The sequence below is a fragment of the Fredinandcohnia quinoae genome (assembly GCF_022427965.1).
GTDB classification, from domain to species: Bacteria; Bacillota; Bacilli; order Bacillales; family Bacillaceae_L; genus Ferdinandcohnia; species Ferdinandcohnia quinoae.
This window is the reverse complement of the sequence record NZ_JAKTTI010000006.1, coordinates 122,626-139,517: the sequence shown is the minus strand read 5'-3', so window position 1 is coordinate 139,517 and position 16,892 is coordinate 122,626. Positions and strand designations below refer to the sequence as shown.

The window sequence follows — 16,892 nt, the reverse complement described above, 5'->3', positions numbered from 1 at the left end:
AATGACAAAAGGCACCGAGAGGGATTCCTCTCGGTGCCTTTTGTCGACAATCTGAGGCACCTTACAAGTAGGTGCCTTTTTTTACACTTTTTTAAGTTTAAATGTACTGACCATTAGGAAAGAAAGGATAATAATAAGAAAAATAAAAGATTGCGAAGAAATATATGGAATTGCTAGAAAACTCAATGTTAATAAACAACCAGCAGCAGTAATAGGCAATCCTGTGAAATACCCATTACTTTCACTAATATTGAATTTTGCAAGACGGAATGCCCCACAGCCAATGTATAATACAGTGAAAAACATTCCTGGTGCTCCGTACTCGAATAAAATTCCTTGATATAAAAGTAGTGGTGGTGCTACTCCAAATGATATAATATCACTCATTGAATCTAATTGTTTGCCTAGTTCTGATTCGATATTAAATTTCCGTGCGATAATTCCATCAAATCGATCTGCTAATGCAGCGATGAAAATTAATAAAAGACTTAATTTCAATTCATTCTTCAATGCAAAAAGAATTGAAAAACCACCAAAACTAAGATTAAATAAAGTTAAAATATTTGCAGTATTTGCTTTTAATTTCTTAATGCTTGAATCCAAATAATCTAATAAAAACATCCGTTCACTCCTTTCGTAAGCATGTTTCTTTTAGGGAATAAAATATATGATTATTTCTATAGTAACCTTATTTTATGCCTTCTTTCATGTATAGTAAAGAGTAATTGGGATACAAGGGGGAATCTTCTTTGCAAAAATGGTTCTATCGTTTTTTTATCGAATTAACCAATCATCGCCTATCATCAATCATTTTAAAAAAGTTTTCACAATCTAAATTAAGTGCCATTCTTATTCCAAGTTATGTGAGAATATACAAAATTAATCAAGCTGAAATGGAAAAAGAATTAAATGAAATGAGAACATTGCAAGAGCTCTTCACGAGAAAGTTAAAAAAGGACCAAAGGGTTATTAATCATGAAACATTAAGCGTAATAAGTCCTGTAGACGGAGTTATCGCAGAAACAGGGCAGATTAGCCAGGCTAAAGAAATCATTGTAAAAGATAAGCATTATTCAATTGCAGAAATGCTAGGAGATAATGATTTACTTACTAAGTATATCGGTGGAGATTTTATTATTATTTATTTAAGTCCTAGTCATTATCATAGAATACATAGTCCAATTTCAGGAGTTATTACAAAACAATGGGTACTTGGAAAAAAATCATATCCAGTAAACACTTTAGGTTTGAAGCATGGTAAATCACCACTTTCTAAAAATTATCGTAAAATTACCGAAATAAAAGTGGATGATGCACACATTGCAATTGTTAAGGTAGGTGCAATGTTTGTAAATAGTATTGAGACAACGCATACGTCAGAACACCTAACGAAAGGGGAGGAAATGGCATATTTCTCTTTCGGTTCAACTGTTATACTTTTATTTGAAAAAGACAAATTAAGATTAAATCCAATTAGTAAAGCTGATCCTCATATTAGAGTAGGGGAAGTCTTAGGGTATTTACGAGATTAAAAAAAAAGAGCCAGTTCGGCTCTTTTACTTATCTTTACTAGACCCTAGTCTATGAAATAAATTTGATTCTTTGACCTAAAGATCGGCGTTCTATTTCTGTCTCTATTAGTTGGATAAAATCAGGGCTAAGGTTTAATTTTTTTGCCTTGAAATAAGATTCAATCAACAATTCATCTGACAATTTTTTCATAGTTTGGCTGCCAATATGAATGGCATTCACCTCCCGAAAAATAAATTTTATTTAAGGGGTTGTAAGTCTATTTATCCAAAAGATGTCATATAGTTATAAGTTGAATCTTGATAGTAATCTTACTCTATCATGAAAAATTCTAGAGAACAATCGTTCTGTTATCCACAGTAAGCGGTGGATAACTTGTGGGTAATTTGTTTATATATACTGGGAATCTATATGTAACAATATGTATAATGTGCATAAGTTTATCCACAAGTGTTGAAAAATACTGACATTTGTCGAAAACTTTTTATTTCGTAAAAAAAAGATATTAATTATAGCGAAATTTGTCATGTTTCTTTTGTAAGAAACTATGAAATTCGGTATGATATGATGGATAAATAAAATCTAGGTGTGAAAGCCTTAGGCGATTTGATTAGAATTTGAGGTGTTTTTCGTGTTAAAGAATTTTTTGCCAAATGAGCATAAGAAGAGTGTTTATGATATATCCATAAATAAACTTAAAGAGCGTGGGGTTAAGGGTATTATTACTGATCTGGATAATACATTAGTTGAATGGGATCGACCAAATGCAACCCCTGAGCTTGTTACATGGTTTGAAGAAGTAAGGAAACATGGAATTGTCGTGATGATTGTATCGAATAATAATGAACAAAGGGTGAAGTCTTTTGCAGATCCACTTGGATTACCCTTTATTTTTGAAGCTAGAAAACCATTGACACTTGCTTTTAAAAGGGCAGTTCGTGAGATGAACTTAAAAAAAGAAGAAGTTGTTGTCATTGGAGACCAATTATTAACAGATGTTCTCGGAGGAAATAGAAGTGGTTTACATACAATCCTCGTCGTTCCAGTTGCCCAAACTGACGGAGTGATTACGAAATTTAATCGTACAATTGAAAGAAGAATTTTATCTTGGATGAAGCGTAAAGGTATGCTTTATTGGGAGGAGTAAGTTGTGGAATTGAATAAGGAAGTTTGTATTGGTTGTGGGGTTGAAATCCAAACAGAGGACAAGACAAAGCTTGGATTTGCACCACCTTCCGCGTTAGAAAAGGAAAAAATTATTTGTCAGCGTTGTTTTAAATTAAAAAATTATAATGAGATTCAAGATGTATCTCTAACTGATGATGATTTTCTGAAAATATTAAATGGTATCGGTTCAACTGATGCACTCGTAGTTAAAATTGTTGACATATTTGATTTCAATGGAAGTTGGTTGCCAGGACTCCACCGTTTTGTCGGAAAAAACAATATATTACTTGTTGGTAATAAAGTAGACCTACTACCGAAATCATTAAAGCAACGTAAGCTAGTAAATTGGATGAAAGAATCTGCAAGGGAACTTGGATTGAAGCCAATAGATGTTTTTTTGATAAGTGCGGAAAAAGGTCATGGTATTAAGGAAATTGCTGAAGCGATTGAACAATACCGAAATGGCAAAGACGTGTATGTTGTTGGTTGTACCAATGTCGGGAAATCAACTTTTATTAACCGTCTTATTAAAGAATTTAGTGGAGAAGAAGAGGATGTTATCACAACTTCTCATTTTCCAGGCACAACACTTGATTTAATAGATATTCCACTTGATGAAGAGAATTCATTATATGATACACCTGGAATCATCAATCATCATCAGATCGCTCACTATGTTTCTGGTAATGATTTGAAGATTATTACACCAAAAAAGGAAATAAAACCAAGAGTGTTTCAATTGAATGAAAAGCAGACATTATATTTTGGTGGACTTGCTAGATTTGACTTTATTAGTGGTGGCAGACAATCATTTGTATGCTATTTATCCAATTTATTGAATATTCATCGTACAAAATTAGAAAATGCAGATGAACTTTATCATAAGCATGCAGGGGAATTATTAAATCCGCCAAGAAAAAATGAATTAGATGAGTTTCCACCATTAGTTGCTCATGAATTTATGATTAAAGAAGCAAAAACAGATGTTGTGTTTTCAGGGCTGGGCTGGGTAACAATTAACGAGCCGAATACTAAAATTGTCGCACATGTACCAAAGGGCGTTGGTGTTATTGTAAGGAAATCACTAATATAGGTTGGGGATGGCATGGAAAAAATATATGGTGTAATAGGAAGTCCGATTTCTCATTCAATGTCGCCTCAAATGCATAATGACCTTTTTAATTTTTATAACATACACGCGAGATACCATGCTTTTCATGTTGAAAAAGGGAATGTGAAGAAAGCTATTGAGGGGATAAGGGCATTGGAGATTTCTGGATGCAATATTACAATACCTCATAAAATAGAGGTAATGGAATACTTAGATGAGATTGAAGCGGTAGCAGCTAATATTGGTGCTGTTAATACAGTTGTTAATCAAGATGGCAAGCTTATTGGCTATAATACAGATGGTAATGGGTTTATTCGTTCTTTACATACAGTTATTGAGCAGAGTGCATTGCAACATGCAAATGTACTCATAATTGGTGCAGGTGGAGCAGCAAGGGCAATTTTTATTTCTTTGGCTGCTAGTGGAGTTAAAAATATTGATATTGCAAATCGAACGATAGAGAAGGCAGAAATGATTATTAGTGATTGTCAATATGAAGTAAATTCGGTAGCTCTCTCTATGAAAGATGCGGAAATGAATTTAGGGAAGTATCGGGTAATGATTAATACAACTTCAATTGGAATGTCCCCAAAAGTGGATGAACTGCCAATTTCTTTACAACATTTATCGCCACAATCGATTGTAAGTGATATAATTTATAATCCTTTACAAACAAAAATACTAATTGATGCTAGAGAGAAAGGCGCAATTACTCAAAATGGAATTGGCATGTTCGTTAATCAAGGCGCACTTGCTTTTGAAAAATGGACAGGAATTTTCCCAGACACAAACAGAATGGAAACAACTGTAACAAACATACTAGGAGGACAATATGCTAACAGGTAAACAAAAGCGATTTTTACGTTCAAAGGCGCATCATCTTGATCCTATTTTTCAAGTAGGTAAAGGTGGAGTAAATGATAATATGATAAAACAAATCAGTGATGCACTAGAAGCACGTGAGCTAATAAAAATTAGTATTTTACAAAATTGTGATGATGATAAAGATAGTGTGGCATTGGCCTTAAGTAAAGGTGCAAAGGCGGAACTTGTTCAAATTATCGGGCATACAATCGTATTGTATAAACAGTCAAAAGAAAACAAGCAGATTGAATTACCAAAACCAAATAAGTAAAGCGTAGTTGCAAGTGGGAGGGATATAAAACATAATGAATCGTGTTGGAATTATCGGTGGTACGTTCAATCCGCCCCATAATGGACATTTGTTGATTGCTAGTGAAGTGTTAACGGAATTAAATCTAGCTGAAGTATGGTTTATGCCAAATAACATTCCACCTCATAAGGAACAAAAGATACGTATCAGTAATTCAGATCGAATGAATCTACTATCACTTGCAATTGCAGGGCAACCAAAATTTAAAGTACAACCCATTGAATTGGAAAGAGAAGGCCCATCTTATACGATTGATACAATGAGAATTGTAACGGATAAATATAAAGATACGAAATTTTACTTTATAATTGGGGCGGATATGGTAGAATATTTGCCTCATTGGTATAAAATTGAAGAATTATTAGAGCTTGTTACATTTGTTGGTGTGAAAAGGCCAGGTTATTCATTTTCAAGTCAATTTCCAATTGTTGAGGTTAATGTTCCCCAATTCGATATTTCTTCGTCGATGATTCGAAAAAGGCTTAAGGAAAAAGCAAATACAATGTATTTACTACCCGAAAAGGTAAGACAATATATAGAGGAGAACCATTTATATGGATCGTAACAAGGCGCTTGGAATTGTCAAACAACAACTAACTGAGCATCGATATTTGCATACAATTGGTGTGATGGAAACGGCCATTGAACTAGCGAACAAATATGGTGCAGATCCACAAAAGGCTGAATTAGCTGCTATTTTTCATGATTATGCAAAATTTCGTCCGAAAGAGGAAATGAAAAAAATAATCATTGAACAAAATATGTCTCAAGACTTATTAGTGCATAATACAGAGCTTTGGCATGCCCCAGTCGGTGCGTTTCTTGTTGAAACAGAGGTTGGAATTAATGATCATGAAGTATTAAATGCAATAAAATATCATACTTCCGGAAGAATGAATATGTCTATTCTCGATAAGGTTATTTTTTTAGCAGATTATATTGAACCCGGGAGACATTTTCCAGGCGTAGAAGAGGTTAGAGAAATTGCTAAGTATGATTTGGATACAGCGCTAATTCTTTCATTAAGAAATACCATCCAGTTTCTATTAGGTAAGACTCAACCAGTATACCCAGATACAGTTTTGACATATAATGCATTGCTTTTAGGTAAAAAGGAGGAAAAAAAGGGTGAATGAAAGAGAAATAATGACAATCGCGGTGAAAGCTGCAGATGATAAAAGGGCTGAAAATGTAATAGCATTAAATATGAATGGTCTTTCCTTAGTTGCAGATTATTTTGTAATTTGTCATGGGAATTCTGAAAAACAAGTCCAAGCGATTGCCCGTGAAATAAAAGATAAGGCTGATGAACATGGAATTGCTGTGAAGAAATTAGAAGGTTTTGATGAAGCGAGATGGGTTCTTGTCGATCTTGGAGATGTGATAGCCCATGTCTTCCATAAAGATGAACGGACATATTATAATTTGGAACGTCTATGGGGTGATGCACCAACAGAGAATATTCATGATGTGTTAAGCCAATGAGTTATGCAAGATTTGCATATGTCTATGATGATCTAATGAGAGACGTGAACTATGATTCGTGGATAACATTTATTAAGGAAAAATCATTAACCTATAATAAAAATATGAAGCGAATACTTGATCTTGCTTGCGGCACTGGAGAACTGTCAATCAGGTTGGCACATGAAGGATTCGAAGTAGTTGGTGTGGACTTGTCAGAGGATATGCTTGTTGTAGCAAATGCTAAGGCAATCGAAGCAGGTGTAAAAATTGATTTTTATCAACAGAACATGGTTGAAATAGAAGGACTTTCATCATTAGATCTCGTAGTAATCTTTTGTGATTCGTTAAATTATCTTCAAACTGAAGAGGAAATACAAAAGACCTTTCGTAATGTTTATAATTTGTTGCAAGAGGGCGGATTATTCATGTTTGATGTTCATTCAGTATATAAGGTAGAACAAATATTTCTGGATGGTACATTCGTAAGTAATGAGGAAGATGTAAGCTTTATTTGGAATTGCTACCAAGGTCCATTTCCTTACAGTGTCGAACATGAACTATCATTTTTTGTTAAAAATAATCATAATTCTGATTATCAACGTTTTGATGAAGATCATCTTCAACGCACTTTTCCTGTTGAGCAATATAAAAAATGGCTATTAGATGAGGGTTTTGAAATTCTAGACATTAGTGCAGATTTTGAATCTGCAATTACAAATGATTCAGAACGGATCTTCTTTACAGTGAAAAAATAGGCTTAGAATTTTCTAAGCCTATTTTCTAAAAATTTTTAAAGGGAAATGATGAGTAATGTCGAATATATAAATTAACGTGAAGAGGTTTCATTAAATTGTTTATTAACTTCATAAATATCCTCATCATATTTGCTATGTGTATTTTGATACATTTTTTCAAATAAATCGCCAATATTTTCTTCCAATGCTTTAATGCCCTCACCTGTTACCCCACCCTTGACACATACCTTTTGTTGAAGTGTAGGTAAAGTAAATATTTCCTTTTCAAGTAGCTTTCCCATGCCGATTATCATTTCACTTGCAAGTACAGTTGCTTGTTCTTCTGAAATTTTTGTTTCATTTACTGCTCCATTTATAAATTTCTGTAATAAATAACTAAAAAATGCTGGTCCACAGCTTACAATATCTGAAGCTACTCTCGTAATTTCATTGTCTATTTGGACAGGAGTTGAAATTTGTTTAAATAAATCTTCGAGGTATTCCCGATATTGAAGTGTACAGCTGTTACCAAAAGTGAAAAGTGAAACGCCTGATAATGCGCGGTTTGTAATGCTTGGGATGACCCTTGCTACCTGACAATCCACAACTGATTCCAATTGCTCAACTGATACAGGGCTCGTTATTGATACGATGCATTTATTAATTGATAAGCATGAAGATAATCTTTGTAAAAGGGGGTAAATTTCCAAAGGCTTTACACAAATAAAAATTAAATCTGAACTTGTTACAACCTCTTCACCTGTCGAAACAACATTAATTGTTGGGTAGTTAATTTTAATGGTCTCAGCTTTCTGTATTGTCCGATTTGTAATTGTAAAATTTGAAGGTGGAACAGCATCTGATTCAATGAAAGCCTCTATTAATATATTCCCCATATTCCCTGTACCAATTATACCTATGTTCAAGTTCGTCCCCTCCTTCACAAACTTATTCTCCTAACACGATATGATTTCCCATACAAAAATATGTATTAAGGATTTAATTTTATGAAAATTTTTTATTGAAAGGATGAGAATTTATTATGCTAGAAAAATTAAAATCTAAGAAAGTCTTCATAAGCGGTTGTGTTATCTCTCTTCTAGTAATCGCAATTATTTATCAAGTTTTTTTAAAAGTGGAGAAAAATGATCAAGAAATAGTGATGACAGACCAATTAATTGAGGAGGTCGTCGAAGAAACAGTTGATACAGAAGAGGTTGAAAAATCAATCTTTGTTGATGTGAAGGGGGCAGTTCATGATGGAGGAGTATTTGAAATCATGAGTGGAAAAAGGGTAAAGGATGCAATTAAACTTGCGGGAGGATTTACAGAAGATGCAGATGAGAGACAGGTAAATCTTGCACAAATTTTGGAAGATGAGATGGTTATTTATGTTCCTGTCATCGGTGAGGTAACTCCTCCTGAACAGATTGTATCGGGGAGTAATAATGATGGCAAAATTTCTATTAATAAAGCGACGTCTGAGGAGTTACAAACATTAACAGGTATCGGTCCTTCGAAAGCAGCTGCAATCCTTTCATATCGAGAAGAAAATGGGCCATTCAAACAATTAGAGGATTTACTACAGGTAAGTGGAATAGGCCAGAAATCATTTGAGAAAATAAAAGATCAATTAAAAATCAATTAAATTGACGGCATTCAATTCAATCGATAAAATTATTGTAAGATTTTGTAGAATGATATGAGTTCGAAAAGCAGGGTTACCGGACTTTTTGAACAACTTAGAGAGGAATGGTGAAATGAATTGAATAGAATTGAATGGGATCAATACTTCATGGCACAAAGCCATTTATTAGCATTAAGAAGCACTTGTACACGTCTTGCTGTTGGGGCAACTATTGTCCGTGATAAACGGATTATTGCAGGAGGATATAATGGTTCTATTGCAGGTGGAACGCACTGTATTGATGAAGGTTGTTATGTAATTGATAATCATTGTGTAAGAACAATTCATGCAGAAATGAATGCCATTCTACAATGTGCAAAATTTGGGGTGCCAACGCAAAATGCCGAGATTTACGTGACACATTTCCCTTGTTTGCAGTGCTGTAAAGCAATAATCCAAGCTGGAATCAAGGTTGTATATTATGCAATTGATTATAAAAACCATCCATATGCAATGGAATTGTATTCTCAAGCAGATGTTAAAGTGGAGCAAGTGGAATTGGATGAAATGATAATTGACTTAAAAACGAAAGAAAAGATTCAGTTTGTTGCAGACCTATTAATCAAGCTGACTGAAGCTGGTGCAGATGCAAAGGAAATCACGGCATTACATGAACAAGCAAATAAATTATTTTCAAGCTATGTATAAAAGCTTTAGTACGTATTGGGACTATAGTAGAGGAAAACTTATTTTTATGGCAATTTCTGCTATTCTTGGAATTATAGTCCCTTATACTTCCTTTCACTGGGGAAGCATTTGTTTAACAGCTTTCCTACTTTGTTTTATTATCTGGCGCCATAATCAAGTGATCCGCTTACTTTGCTTATCGACTTTTGTATTGTTTGCAGGGTTGTTTCTATTTATAGATCATGACAATCATTCCAACCTACCCGAATCAACAACTACATTAGTAGCCTCAATCATCTCAAACCCTGATATGAATGGTGATAAAATTTCTGCAATCCTCCGCACAACATCGAATGAAAAAATCCTTTTATCCTATATAATGAAAACAGAAAATGAAAAGCTCTTACTTACTACCTCATTTCAATTGGGGATGGAGTGCTCATTTTCTGGAAATCTTGTTCATCCGGAAAAATCAAGGAATCCAGAAGCATTTAATTATCAAGAGTATCTATATCAACAGAAAATTCATTGGATTTTTGAACCAAAAAACCTCTCACTTGAAGCATGTGTACAACCAACAAAGAAATCTCCTCAACAATATCTTTTAAATGTTAGAGAAAAAGGCATTCACAGTATCCAAACCTATTTTTCAGGTGCCAATGCGGGAATTATTCAAGCGCTTATCTATGGCGAGAGAAAGAATATCTCAGAAGAAGTAATGAATGCTTATCAATCGTTAGGCATTGTTCATCTTTTGGCTATCTCAGGGCTTCACATAAGTTTAATGACTGGAATGTTCTTTTTCTTTTGTATAAGGGTAGGATTAACTCGTCAAATGGCAGCTAATCTCCTATTACTATTACTTCCTTTGTATATGATTATTGCTGGTGCTTCTCCTTCTGTTTTGCGTTCGGGTACTATGTGTTTACTAGGTGTCGCTAGTTTAAAGTGGTGGGGCAAAATTAGCCTACTTGATGTCATCAGTCTAACCTGCATAGGTTTGCTTGCTTATAATCCCTATTTTTTATTTAATATCGGCTTTCAGTTATCTTTCATCATCAGCTTTTCATTAATCCTGTCATCAGGGGTGATTTTTAGAAAATATAAGCATTTTTTATCTTCATTATTTGCCGTATCGTTTCTAGCGCAAGTGTGCTCTACCCCGATCCTATTATTTCATTTCTATGAGTTTTCGATTCTAAGTCTCCCTTTAAATATGGTATTTGTACCACTATACTCTATTCTTATATTGCCCCTTTCAATATTTACAGTTCTAGTACTTATTGTGTTTGAACCCTTGGGAGTAATATTCGCTAACGTATTATCTAGTCTATTGGATATCGTTAATCAGATTGCTATTCATGCGTCACAGATACCTTTATCTACATTTACGTTAGGAAAGCCGGGTCTTGTACTAATGATGATGTATATTATTGTTATTGTTTATTTTCTTTATTATTGGGAAAAGCATAGTAGATTTTTTTCATGGCCTTTACTGGGATTCCCAGTCATTATCGTTCTGCAGCTTTTCCTTCCTTACCTGAATCCGTATGGAGAGGTTACAATACTTGATGTTGGTCAAGGGGATAGTATTTATATTGAGCTGCCATTTAGAAAAGCTATTTATTTAATTGATACGGGTGGAAGCATTCCATTTGAAAAAGAGAAGTGGAGAATAAGGAGAACTGAGTTTTCAACAGGAGAAGATATTATTTTACCATTCTTAAAATCAAAGGGTGTTCGACAACTTGATAAATTAATCATTTCACATGGAGATCTGGATCATATTGGTGGGGCAAAGGCACTTGTAGAAAATATTGAGCTAGATTCAATCATGATTGGAAAAAGTCTTAATGATTCAACGCTTGAGCTAGAATTAAAAAAAATAGCATTGCAAAGAGGGGTTCAAATTAATGTCGTAAAACAGGGTGATAAATGGAAAAAGGATGAGTATTCCTTTCACATATTATCACCAAAAGGCAAAGAGATGAGTGAAAATGACAATTCAATTGTACTATATACACAGTTTGGTGGATTGAGATGGCTATTTACTGGTGATATGGAGGAGATCAGTGAAAAAGCATTAATATCTACTTTCAAAGGATTACGTACAGATGTATTAAAGGTAGGTCATCATGGCAGTAAAACATCAACGACAGATCCCTTCTTAGACCAATTAAAACCACAGGTCGCGATTATTCCAGTCGGAAAAAATAATCGATTTAATCATCCACATCCTGATGTCATAGAAAAGCTTAAACAAAGAGGTATAAGGATTTTTCGAACAGATTTGCATGGAGCTGTTCAATTTCGCTTTACTAAAAAAGAAGGAACCTTTCACACAAGTATTCCATAATATAATGATATAAATAATTTGTATCTCCGAACATAAAAAGACTGCCAAAGTTGGCAGTCTTCGTTGACAGTATGTATCTGTCTTATGATCCAATAAGCTTAATAACTGTTGCGATAATAAAAATTGTAGCAAAGAATCCAAATGAAGCAATAAATCCTATCCCTGAGTCAATCGCGTCGTTACGTTTACTGACATCTTTTTCAAATTCGTTCATTGTAACCCCTCCTAAACAGTTATAGTATAGCCTATGTATAAAAAAAAATCTATATTTGCTATAAAAAGTTCAGAATTAACTTTGTTTAACTTTAAGGCGCATTTGATTTTATTTACATATGTAACCGTTACTCGGTAAGATACCTGGGGCTTATCTTGTAACGTTCATTATAGATAGGGAGTTGGTAAAGTCCAATTCCCTTTTGTATGTTTCAATGGGTTGAAAAAAATGATATTTATCGATACGATGGTATCAGAATAAATAGATGAATGTTATTGGAGAGCGACATATGAATTTTGATATATGGAAAAAATTAAAGAAAAAGGATTTTTCGGCGATATATTTACTCTATGGAACTGAAAGTTTTTTGCTAAATGAAACGAAGGATTTATTAGTCTCAAATGCTTTACTCGAGGAAGAAAAGGATTTTAATTTGTCGGTTTTTGATTTAGAAGAAACTCCTCTTGAGGTTGCAATGGAGGATGCCGAAACGCTTCCTTTTATGGGTGACAAACGAATCGTTATTTTACAAAATCCTTATTTTTTGACGGCAGAGAAGGGGAAGGAAAAGGTTGAACACTATATTCCAAAATTAGAAGAATACATAAAACAACCAGCACCATTCACAATTCTTGTTCTGATAGCGCCGTATGAAAAGCTGGATGAGCGTAAGAAAATTGTAAAACAATTAAAAGCAAATGCAGAAGTTCTCGCTTCAAACGCTTTATCGGAAAAAGAGATTAGTCAATGGATTAAAGAACGAGTAACGTCATTTGATGTCATGATAAGTGATCATGCAATAAGTGAACTAATACAAGTGGCAGGAACAAATTTAATGATTATCACGAAGGAAATAGATAAAATGTGCCTATATGTTGGTTCAAAAGGGAATATTACCGAAGAAACAGTTCAATTACTTGTGTCTAGATCACTTGAACAAAATATTTTTGCTTTAATCGATAAGGTTGTTAATCGAAAACTAAATGAAGCTTTAAGGATCTTTTATGATCTATTACAAAATAACGAAGAACCAATCAAAATATTATCTTTATTAGCAACACAATTTCGGCTAATATATCAGGCGAAGGAGCTTTCTAGAAGAGGTTATGGTCAGCAGCAAATTGCGGGAAATATTAAAGTACATCCATTTAGAGTCAAACTTGCATTAGGACAAGCAAATTTATTTTCAGATATTGAGCTCCTTCAGATTATCAATAGCTTAGCAGAAGCGGATTACGAAATGAAGAATGGTAAAAAAGATAAAAAATTAATTTTGGAATTATTTATTATGAATTTAGCGAATATTAAATAATAAAAGCGTAAGCGCCTTGTCCAGGCCCGACAAGCAAATAACCTGATGCAAAAAAGTCGCACTTTGACTTTTCTTGCATCAGGTTATTTGACCTCGAGGGCCTAGGCGCTGGAGCTAGTCATTTGACAAAAAAACGACTCGATTGAGTCGTTTTTTCTTTATGCGTTAACTGTATTTAATTTTTTTGCTAGACGAGATTTTTGGCGGTCTGCAACATTTTTATGAATAAGACCTTTTTGAGCTGCTTTGTCAAGCTTGCTAGCTGCAGTTACATAAGCTGCTTTTGCATTCTCTGCATCGTTGTTAGCAACAACTGCTTCGAAGTTTTTTACAGCAGTACGCATAGCTGATTTAACTGTTGCGTTCTGTGCACGGCTTGCATCATTTGTTTTAACGCGTTTAATAGCTGATTTAATATTTGGCATACTTTCACCTCCCGCGAATATCAAGATGATCTAAGCGATCAATCATATACGAAATTAGGTTTTCCCTGCGGTTAATAATCAGAATATCTTACGTGAATTCTGAAGTACGAACAAATGATATTCTATCAAACTGAAGTCAATATTGCAATAGCATCTTGACCTTTCAAAAAGAATATAAAATGAATGAACACCAATTGAACAGGTAAAGATAGAATAATAAAGCAAAATTGGGAGGTTATGTCATGGGTGAACAACTTGATTTGAGTATGTATTCGGTTCGAACAGATTTGGCGACAGAAGCACATAATATGGCTGTAGAGGAACGGAATAAGACAAGTAAACAAGATCAACAGTCCATTTCAAATATTGAGGGCGTTATTATAAAAGAAAGAGAAGAAGATGGGATAAAAATATCAACTGTTGAAATATCTGAAGAAGGTGCAAATGAAGTTGGCAAGAAAAAAGGAAAGTACTTAACATTAGAAATTCAAGGAATACGTCAGAAGGATTCTGAGTTACAGCAAAAGGTTCAAGATGTATTTGCTAAGGAGTTTAGTCATTTTCTAAAAAACATGGGAATTGGTAAGGATGCGAGCTGTTTAGTAGTAGGGCTCGGTAACTGGAATGTTACACCAGACGCATTGGGGCCGATAGCTGTGGAAAATCTTTTAGTCACAAGACATTTATTTAATCTACAACCTGAGAATGTACAAGAGGGATTCCGTTCGGTCTGCGCGATTGCGCCTGGAGTTATGGGGATAACAGGGATTGAAACAAGTGACATCATTTATGGTGTCATTGAACAAGCAAAGCCAGATTTTGTGATTGCAATTGATGCACTAGCATCACGCTCGATTGAACGAGTCAATACAACCATTCAAATTTCAGATACTGGAATACATCCTGGTTCTGGTGTTGGTAACAAACGAAAGGAATTAAGTCAAGATTCTCTAGGGATTCCTGTTATCGCAATTGGAATACCAACTGTAGTTGATGCAGTAACTATTGCAAGTGATTCAATTGACTTTATTTTAAAGCATTTTGGAAGAGAATTAAGAGAAGGAGATAAGCCCTCCCGTGCACTCGTGCCCGCAGGAATGTCCTTTGGTGAAAAACGTGTTTTAACAGATGAAGACCTACCTGATGAAAAAGAACGTAATACATTTTTAGGTATAGTGGGAAATCTACCAGATGATGAAAAAAGAAAATTAATTCACGAGGTGCTATCACCACTTGGACATAATTTAATGGTCACACCGAAGGAAGTAGATGTATTTATTGAGGATATGGCAAATGTGATAGCGGGAGGTTTAAATGCGGCCCTCCATACTGAAATAGATCAGGATGCAACAGGCGCATATACACATTAATAAATCTATCATTTTAGTTCTACCAATCAAAGCTTGTACATAATTATATGATAGACAAGCTTTGAGGGGGAACTGTATGAGGAGTTATAAAAGCCAGGGTCTGATGGTATCAATACAAGGGACAAGTATTGTAAAAGGAATTCTATTTTTAATAGTTGGCTTTATTATGTTGTTTTCAATAACCGGAGCTATCGTTTCGTTGAAACCGGAATTTAGATTATCATCTTCATCTATAAGTGATATTACATCACATTTATCAGGTGAGGCACTAATCCATCTGTTAGGATACGAAAATCAATATTTTGTACAAAGTTTACCTGAATCTAGTGAAAAGCCGAATTATGCAGCCACTATCTTTAAAGCCGCAACAAATATTAACCTAGACGATCCAAGAAGCTTATTAGGCAGGGAATTGCCGGCATTCTCATTATTTGATGGAAAAATTCTTGTTGCGGGAGAAGGCACGAATTATACCGATATACCGATAGAATCCCCACCACCATTAGATATATTACTAGAAGAACGGGAAATAGCAACCCAAAATTTAGAGCAGCTAGAAAAGCCACAAGATGACAAAAATCCACCACCAGCAATGACAACAGGTGATAAAAAGGTTGTTTATATTTACCATACGCATTCGTGGGAATCTTATTTTCCACATTTAAAGGGAGTAGATACTTCTAAACCAAATAATGCAGTTCATAATACAGTAAATGTCACAAAAGTAGGTGAAATGCTCAGTGAGGAATTAAAAGCACGAGGTCTAGGGACTGAAGTTAACAAGACTAATATGCTCACTTATCGGAATAAAAAAGGATATAATTGGTACCAATCCTATAAAGCATCTGGTGAGCTATTTGCTTCAGCGATGACAAATAATCGTGATTTAAATTATTTTATCGATATTCATCGTGATGATAAACGAAAAGAGAAGTCAACCGTTATAATTAACGGGAAATCCTATGCGAAAATTGCATTTGTAGTAGGGACAGAAAATCCTCATTTTGAAAAAAACTTGGCTTTAGCAAATGAATTACTTCAAATCATTAAGAAAAAATACCCTGGATTAAGTGAAGCAATTTATGAACAAGGTGGTCCAGGAAATAACGGGGTTTATAACCAGGACAAATCTGGCAATGCTATGCTTATCGAGTTTGGTGGGGTTGATAATAATTTTGAAGAATTAAGAAGATCGGCCGCTGCAATTGCGGATGTGTTTGCTGAATATTACTGGCAGGCTGAAAAGGTGAATGCAGGACAAGGAGATTCAAAGGAATAGAGAGGGAAATGTGTGATGTTTAAATTCATGATGAAATGTTTTCTAATCTCAACTGTTCTTCTACTCGGTGTTTTGATAGGGATGCAACAAGCAAATGAAGGCATGAAGAGGATGAGGGGCTATGATGATCCCTCTCTTCAAGGTGCCTTTCATATCTCGGATAATCAAAATGGCGAGGTGGAGGCATCCGTATTAGGAAGGAAAGTCACTAGTCATGATATCGAACAAAAACACCAACAATTAGAAGAGGTAGAGACATTTAATTTTGTATCTAGTATTGGCAAAAAGCTTGGTGATGGTATAAGTTCTTTATTTGAGAAAGTAATGACTGCAATTGGAAATGGGATCGAAAATCTATTAAATTTGTTTGGTTAAATGGAGTGTCTGTCACAAAAAGGTGATGGTGCTCTCTTTTTTGTTTTGAATGTTTGACAAATGT

Annotated in this window: 21 protein-coding genes; 16 read left to right on the top strand and 5 right to left on the bottom strand. The window is 34.4% G+C overall.

The genetic code is table 11. The features are described from left to right. Positions 1–81 precede the first annotated feature (81 nt). Complete coding sequence (pssA, locus tag MJG50_RS06725) at positions 82–621, bottom strand: CDP-diacylglycerol--serine O-phosphatidyltransferase (RefSeq protein ID WP_240253905.1); 540 nt, start codon at positions 619–621, stop codon at positions 82–84. A gap of 128 nt (positions 622–749) precedes the next feature. On the opposite strand from pssA, the gene MJG50_RS06720 reads away from it, so the two are divergent. Beyond that, entirely contained in the window at positions 750–1,532 is a 783-nt protein-coding gene (locus MJG50_RS06720) for a phosphatidylserine decarboxylase (protein ID WP_240253904.1), read from the top strand. 49 nt (positions 1,533–1,581) lie between these two features. On the opposite strand, the gene MJG50_RS06715 is transcribed toward MJG50_RS06720, so the two are convergent. Beyond that, complete coding sequence (locus MJG50_RS06715) at positions 1,582–1,722, bottom strand: sporulation histidine kinase inhibitor Sda (protein WP_240253903.1); 141 nt, start codon at positions 1,720–1,722, stop codon at positions 1,582–1,584. A gap of 439 nt (positions 1,723–2,161) precedes the next feature. Here MJG50_RS06715 and MJG50_RS06710 point away from each other — a divergent pair, with 439 nt between their 5' ends. From MJG50_RS06710 to MJG50_RS06675, 8 genes are read left to right on the top strand one after another with little or no spacing between them, the layout of a single operon-like run. Continuing rightward, the gene (locus MJG50_RS06710; RefSeq protein ID WP_240253901.1) at positions 2,162–2,677 is read left to right on the top strand and encodes a YqeG family HAD IIIA-type phosphatase; all 516 of its coding nucleotides are present in this window, start codon (positions 2,162–2,164) and stop codon (positions 2,675–2,677) included. 9 nt (positions 2,678–2,686) lie between these two features. Further along, entirely contained in the window at positions 2,687–3,790 is a 1,104-nt protein-coding gene (gene yqeH / locus MJG50_RS06705) for a ribosome biogenesis GTPase YqeH (protein ID WP_240253925.1), read from the top strand. Positions 3,791–3,802: 12 nt separating this feature from the next. After that, positions 3,803–4,654 (top strand): shikimate dehydrogenase, encoded by an 852-nt coding sequence (gene aroE, locus MJG50_RS06700; protein ID WP_240253900.1) that lies wholly within the window; start codon positions 3,803–3,805, stop codon positions 4,652–4,654. After that, the gene (gene yhbY / locus MJG50_RS06695; RefSeq protein ID WP_240253899.1) at positions 4,641–4,943 is read left to right on the top strand and encodes a ribosome assembly RNA-binding protein YhbY; all 303 of its coding nucleotides are present in this window, start codon (positions 4,641–4,643) and stop codon (positions 4,941–4,943) included. Before aroE ends, yhbY begins: the two co-directional genes overlap by 14 nt. A 34-nt stretch (positions 4,944–4,977) precedes the next feature. Next, positions 4,978–5,547 (top strand): nicotinate-nucleotide adenylyltransferase, encoded by a 570-nt coding sequence (locus tag MJG50_RS06690; protein ID WP_240253897.1) that lies wholly within the window; start codon positions 4,978–4,980, stop codon positions 5,545–5,547. Continuing rightward, complete coding sequence (yqeK, locus tag MJG50_RS06685) at positions 5,537–6,118, top strand: bis(5'-nucleosyl)-tetraphosphatase (symmetrical) YqeK (protein WP_240253896.1); 582 nt, start codon at positions 5,537–5,539, stop codon at positions 6,116–6,118. Before MJG50_RS06690 ends, yqeK begins: the two co-directional genes overlap by 11 nt. Next, the gene (rsfS, locus tag MJG50_RS06680) at positions 6,111–6,467 is read left to right on the top strand and encodes a ribosome silencing factor (protein WP_240253895.1); all 357 of its coding nucleotides are present in this window, start codon (positions 6,111–6,113) and stop codon (positions 6,465–6,467) included. Before yqeK ends, rsfS begins: the two co-directional genes overlap by 8 nt. Beyond that, entirely contained in the window at positions 6,464–7,204 is a 741-nt protein-coding gene (locus MJG50_RS06675; RefSeq protein WP_240253894.1) for a class I SAM-dependent DNA methyltransferase, read from the top strand. The genes rsfS and MJG50_RS06675 overlap by 4 nt, the downstream gene beginning before the upstream one ends. A gap of 71 nt (positions 7,205–7,275) precedes the next feature. On the opposite strand, the gene comER is transcribed toward MJG50_RS06675, so the two are convergent. After that, positions 7,276–8,109, bottom strand: a complete 834-nt coding sequence (comER, locus tag MJG50_RS06670; protein ID WP_240253893.1) for a late competence protein ComER — start codon at positions 8,107–8,109, stop codon at positions 7,276–7,278. Positions 8,110–8,225: 116 nt separating this feature from the next. Here comER and MJG50_RS06665 point away from each other — a divergent pair, with 116 nt between their 5' ends. The 3 genes from MJG50_RS06665 (at position 8,226) to MJG50_RS06655 (ending at position 11,853) form a co-directional block, all read left to right on the top strand. Beyond that, entirely contained in the window at positions 8,226–8,831 is a 606-nt protein-coding gene (locus MJG50_RS06665; protein ID WP_240253892.1) for a helix-hairpin-helix domain-containing protein, read from the top strand. Between the two features lie 117 nt (positions 8,832–8,948). Continuing rightward, on the top strand, positions 8,949–9,518 hold the full coding sequence (locus tag MJG50_RS06660; protein ID WP_240253890.1) for a ComE operon protein 2: 570 nt from the start codon (positions 8,949–8,951) through the stop codon (positions 9,516–9,518). After that, positions 9,481–11,853: a DNA internalization-related competence protein ComEC/Rec2 gene (locus tag MJG50_RS06655; protein WP_240253889.1), complete on the top strand. Its 2,373-nt coding sequence runs from the start codon at positions 9,481–9,483 to the stop codon at positions 11,851–11,853. The genes MJG50_RS06660 and MJG50_RS06655 overlap by 38 nt, the downstream gene beginning before the upstream one ends. Positions 11,854–11,935: 82 nt before the next feature. Here the strand turns inward: MJG50_RS06655 and MJG50_RS06650 are convergent, their stop codons facing one another. Further along, positions 11,936–12,067: a YqzM family protein gene (locus MJG50_RS06650; RefSeq protein WP_240253887.1), complete on the bottom strand. Its 132-nt coding sequence runs from the start codon at positions 12,065–12,067 to the stop codon at positions 11,936–11,938. A 289-nt stretch (positions 12,068–12,356) separates the two neighbouring features. Between MJG50_RS06650 and holA the strand changes: the two genes are divergently transcribed. Continuing rightward, positions 12,357–13,379 carry a DNA polymerase III subunit delta gene (gene holA / locus MJG50_RS06645; protein ID WP_240253885.1) on the top strand — a complete coding sequence of 341 codons (1,023 nt, stop codon included), beginning with the start codon at positions 12,357–12,359 and terminating at the stop codon, positions 13,377–13,379. 158 nt (positions 13,380–13,537) lie between these two features. Here the strand turns inward: holA and rpsT are convergent, their stop codons facing one another. Continuing rightward, a complete protein-coding gene (gene rpsT, locus MJG50_RS06640) occupies positions 13,538–13,804 on the bottom strand; it encodes a 30S ribosomal protein S20 (RefSeq protein WP_240253923.1) in 267 nt (88 codons plus the stop codon). A gap of 242 nt (positions 13,805–14,046) precedes the next feature. Between rpsT and gpr the strand changes: the two genes are divergently transcribed. From gpr to MJG50_RS06625, 3 genes are all read left to right on the top strand, one after another. Further along, complete coding sequence (gene gpr / locus MJG50_RS06635) at positions 14,047–15,174, top strand: GPR endopeptidase (RefSeq protein ID WP_240253877.1); 1,128 nt, start codon at positions 14,047–14,049, stop codon at positions 15,172–15,174. A gap of 76 nt (positions 15,175–15,250) precedes the next feature. After that, a complete protein-coding gene (spoIIP, locus tag MJG50_RS06630; protein WP_240253875.1) occupies positions 15,251–16,453 on the top strand; it encodes a stage II sporulation protein P in 1,203 nt (400 codons plus the stop codon). A gap of 15 nt (positions 16,454–16,468) precedes the next feature. Continuing rightward, positions 16,469–16,828, top strand: a complete 360-nt coding sequence (locus MJG50_RS06625; RefSeq protein WP_490374912.1) for a YqxA family protein — start codon at positions 16,469–16,471, stop codon at positions 16,826–16,828. Positions 16,829–16,892 lie beyond the last annotated feature (64 nt).

Coding starts and splice junctions, on each gene's coding strand:
- MJG50_RS06690 (WP_240253897.1), top strand. CDS start 4,978: ATGAATCGTGTTGGAATTATCGGTGGTACGTTCAATCCGCCCCATAAT.
- yqeK (WP_240253896.1), top strand. CDS start 5,537: ATGGATCGTAACAAGGCGCTTGGAATTGTCAAACAACAACTAACTGAG.
- aroE (WP_240253900.1), top strand. CDS start 3,803: ATGGAAAAAATATATGGTGTAATAGGAAGTCCGATTTCTCATTCAATG.
- MJG50_RS06665 (WP_240253892.1), top strand. CDS start 8,226: ATGCTAGAAAAATTAAAATCTAAGAAAGTCTTCATAAGCGGTTGTGTT.
- holA (WP_240253885.1), top strand. CDS start 12,357: ATGAATTTTGATATATGGAAAAAATTAAAGAAAAAGGATTTTTCGGCG.
- spoIIP (WP_240253875.1), top strand. CDS start 15,251: ATGAGGAGTTATAAAAGCCAGGGTCTGATGGTATCAATACAAGGGACA.
- MJG50_RS06625 (WP_490374912.1), top strand. CDS start 16,469: ATGTTTAAATTCATGATGAAATGTTTTCTAATCTCAACTGTTCTTCTA.
- MJG50_RS06675 (WP_240253894.1), top strand. CDS start 6,464: ATGAGTTATGCAAGATTTGCATATGTCTATGATGATCTAATGAGAGAC.
- pssA (WP_240253905.1), bottom strand. CDS start 621: ATGTTTTTATTAGATTATTTGGATTCAAGCATTAAGAAATTAAAAGCA.
- yhbY (WP_240253899.1), top strand. CDS start 4,641: ATGCTAACAGGTAAACAAAAGCGATTTTTACGTTCAAAGGCGCATCAT.
- MJG50_RS06655 (WP_240253889.1), top strand. CDS start 9,481: ATGAACAAGCAAATAAATTATTTTCAAGCTATGTATAAAAGCTTTAGT.
- rpsT (WP_240253923.1), bottom strand. CDS start 13,804: ATGCCAAATATTAAATCAGCTATTAAACGCGTTAAAACAAATGATGCA.
- MJG50_RS06715 (WP_240253903.1), bottom strand. CDS start 1,722: ATGAAAAAATTGTCAGATGAATTGTTGATTGAATCTTATTTCAAGGCA.
- MJG50_RS06650 (WP_240253887.1), bottom strand. CDS start 12,067: ATGAACGAATTTGAAAAAGATGTCAGTAAACGTAACGACGCGATTGAC.
- gpr (WP_240253877.1), top strand. CDS start 14,047: ATGGGTGAACAACTTGATTTGAGTATGTATTCGGTTCGAACAGATTTG.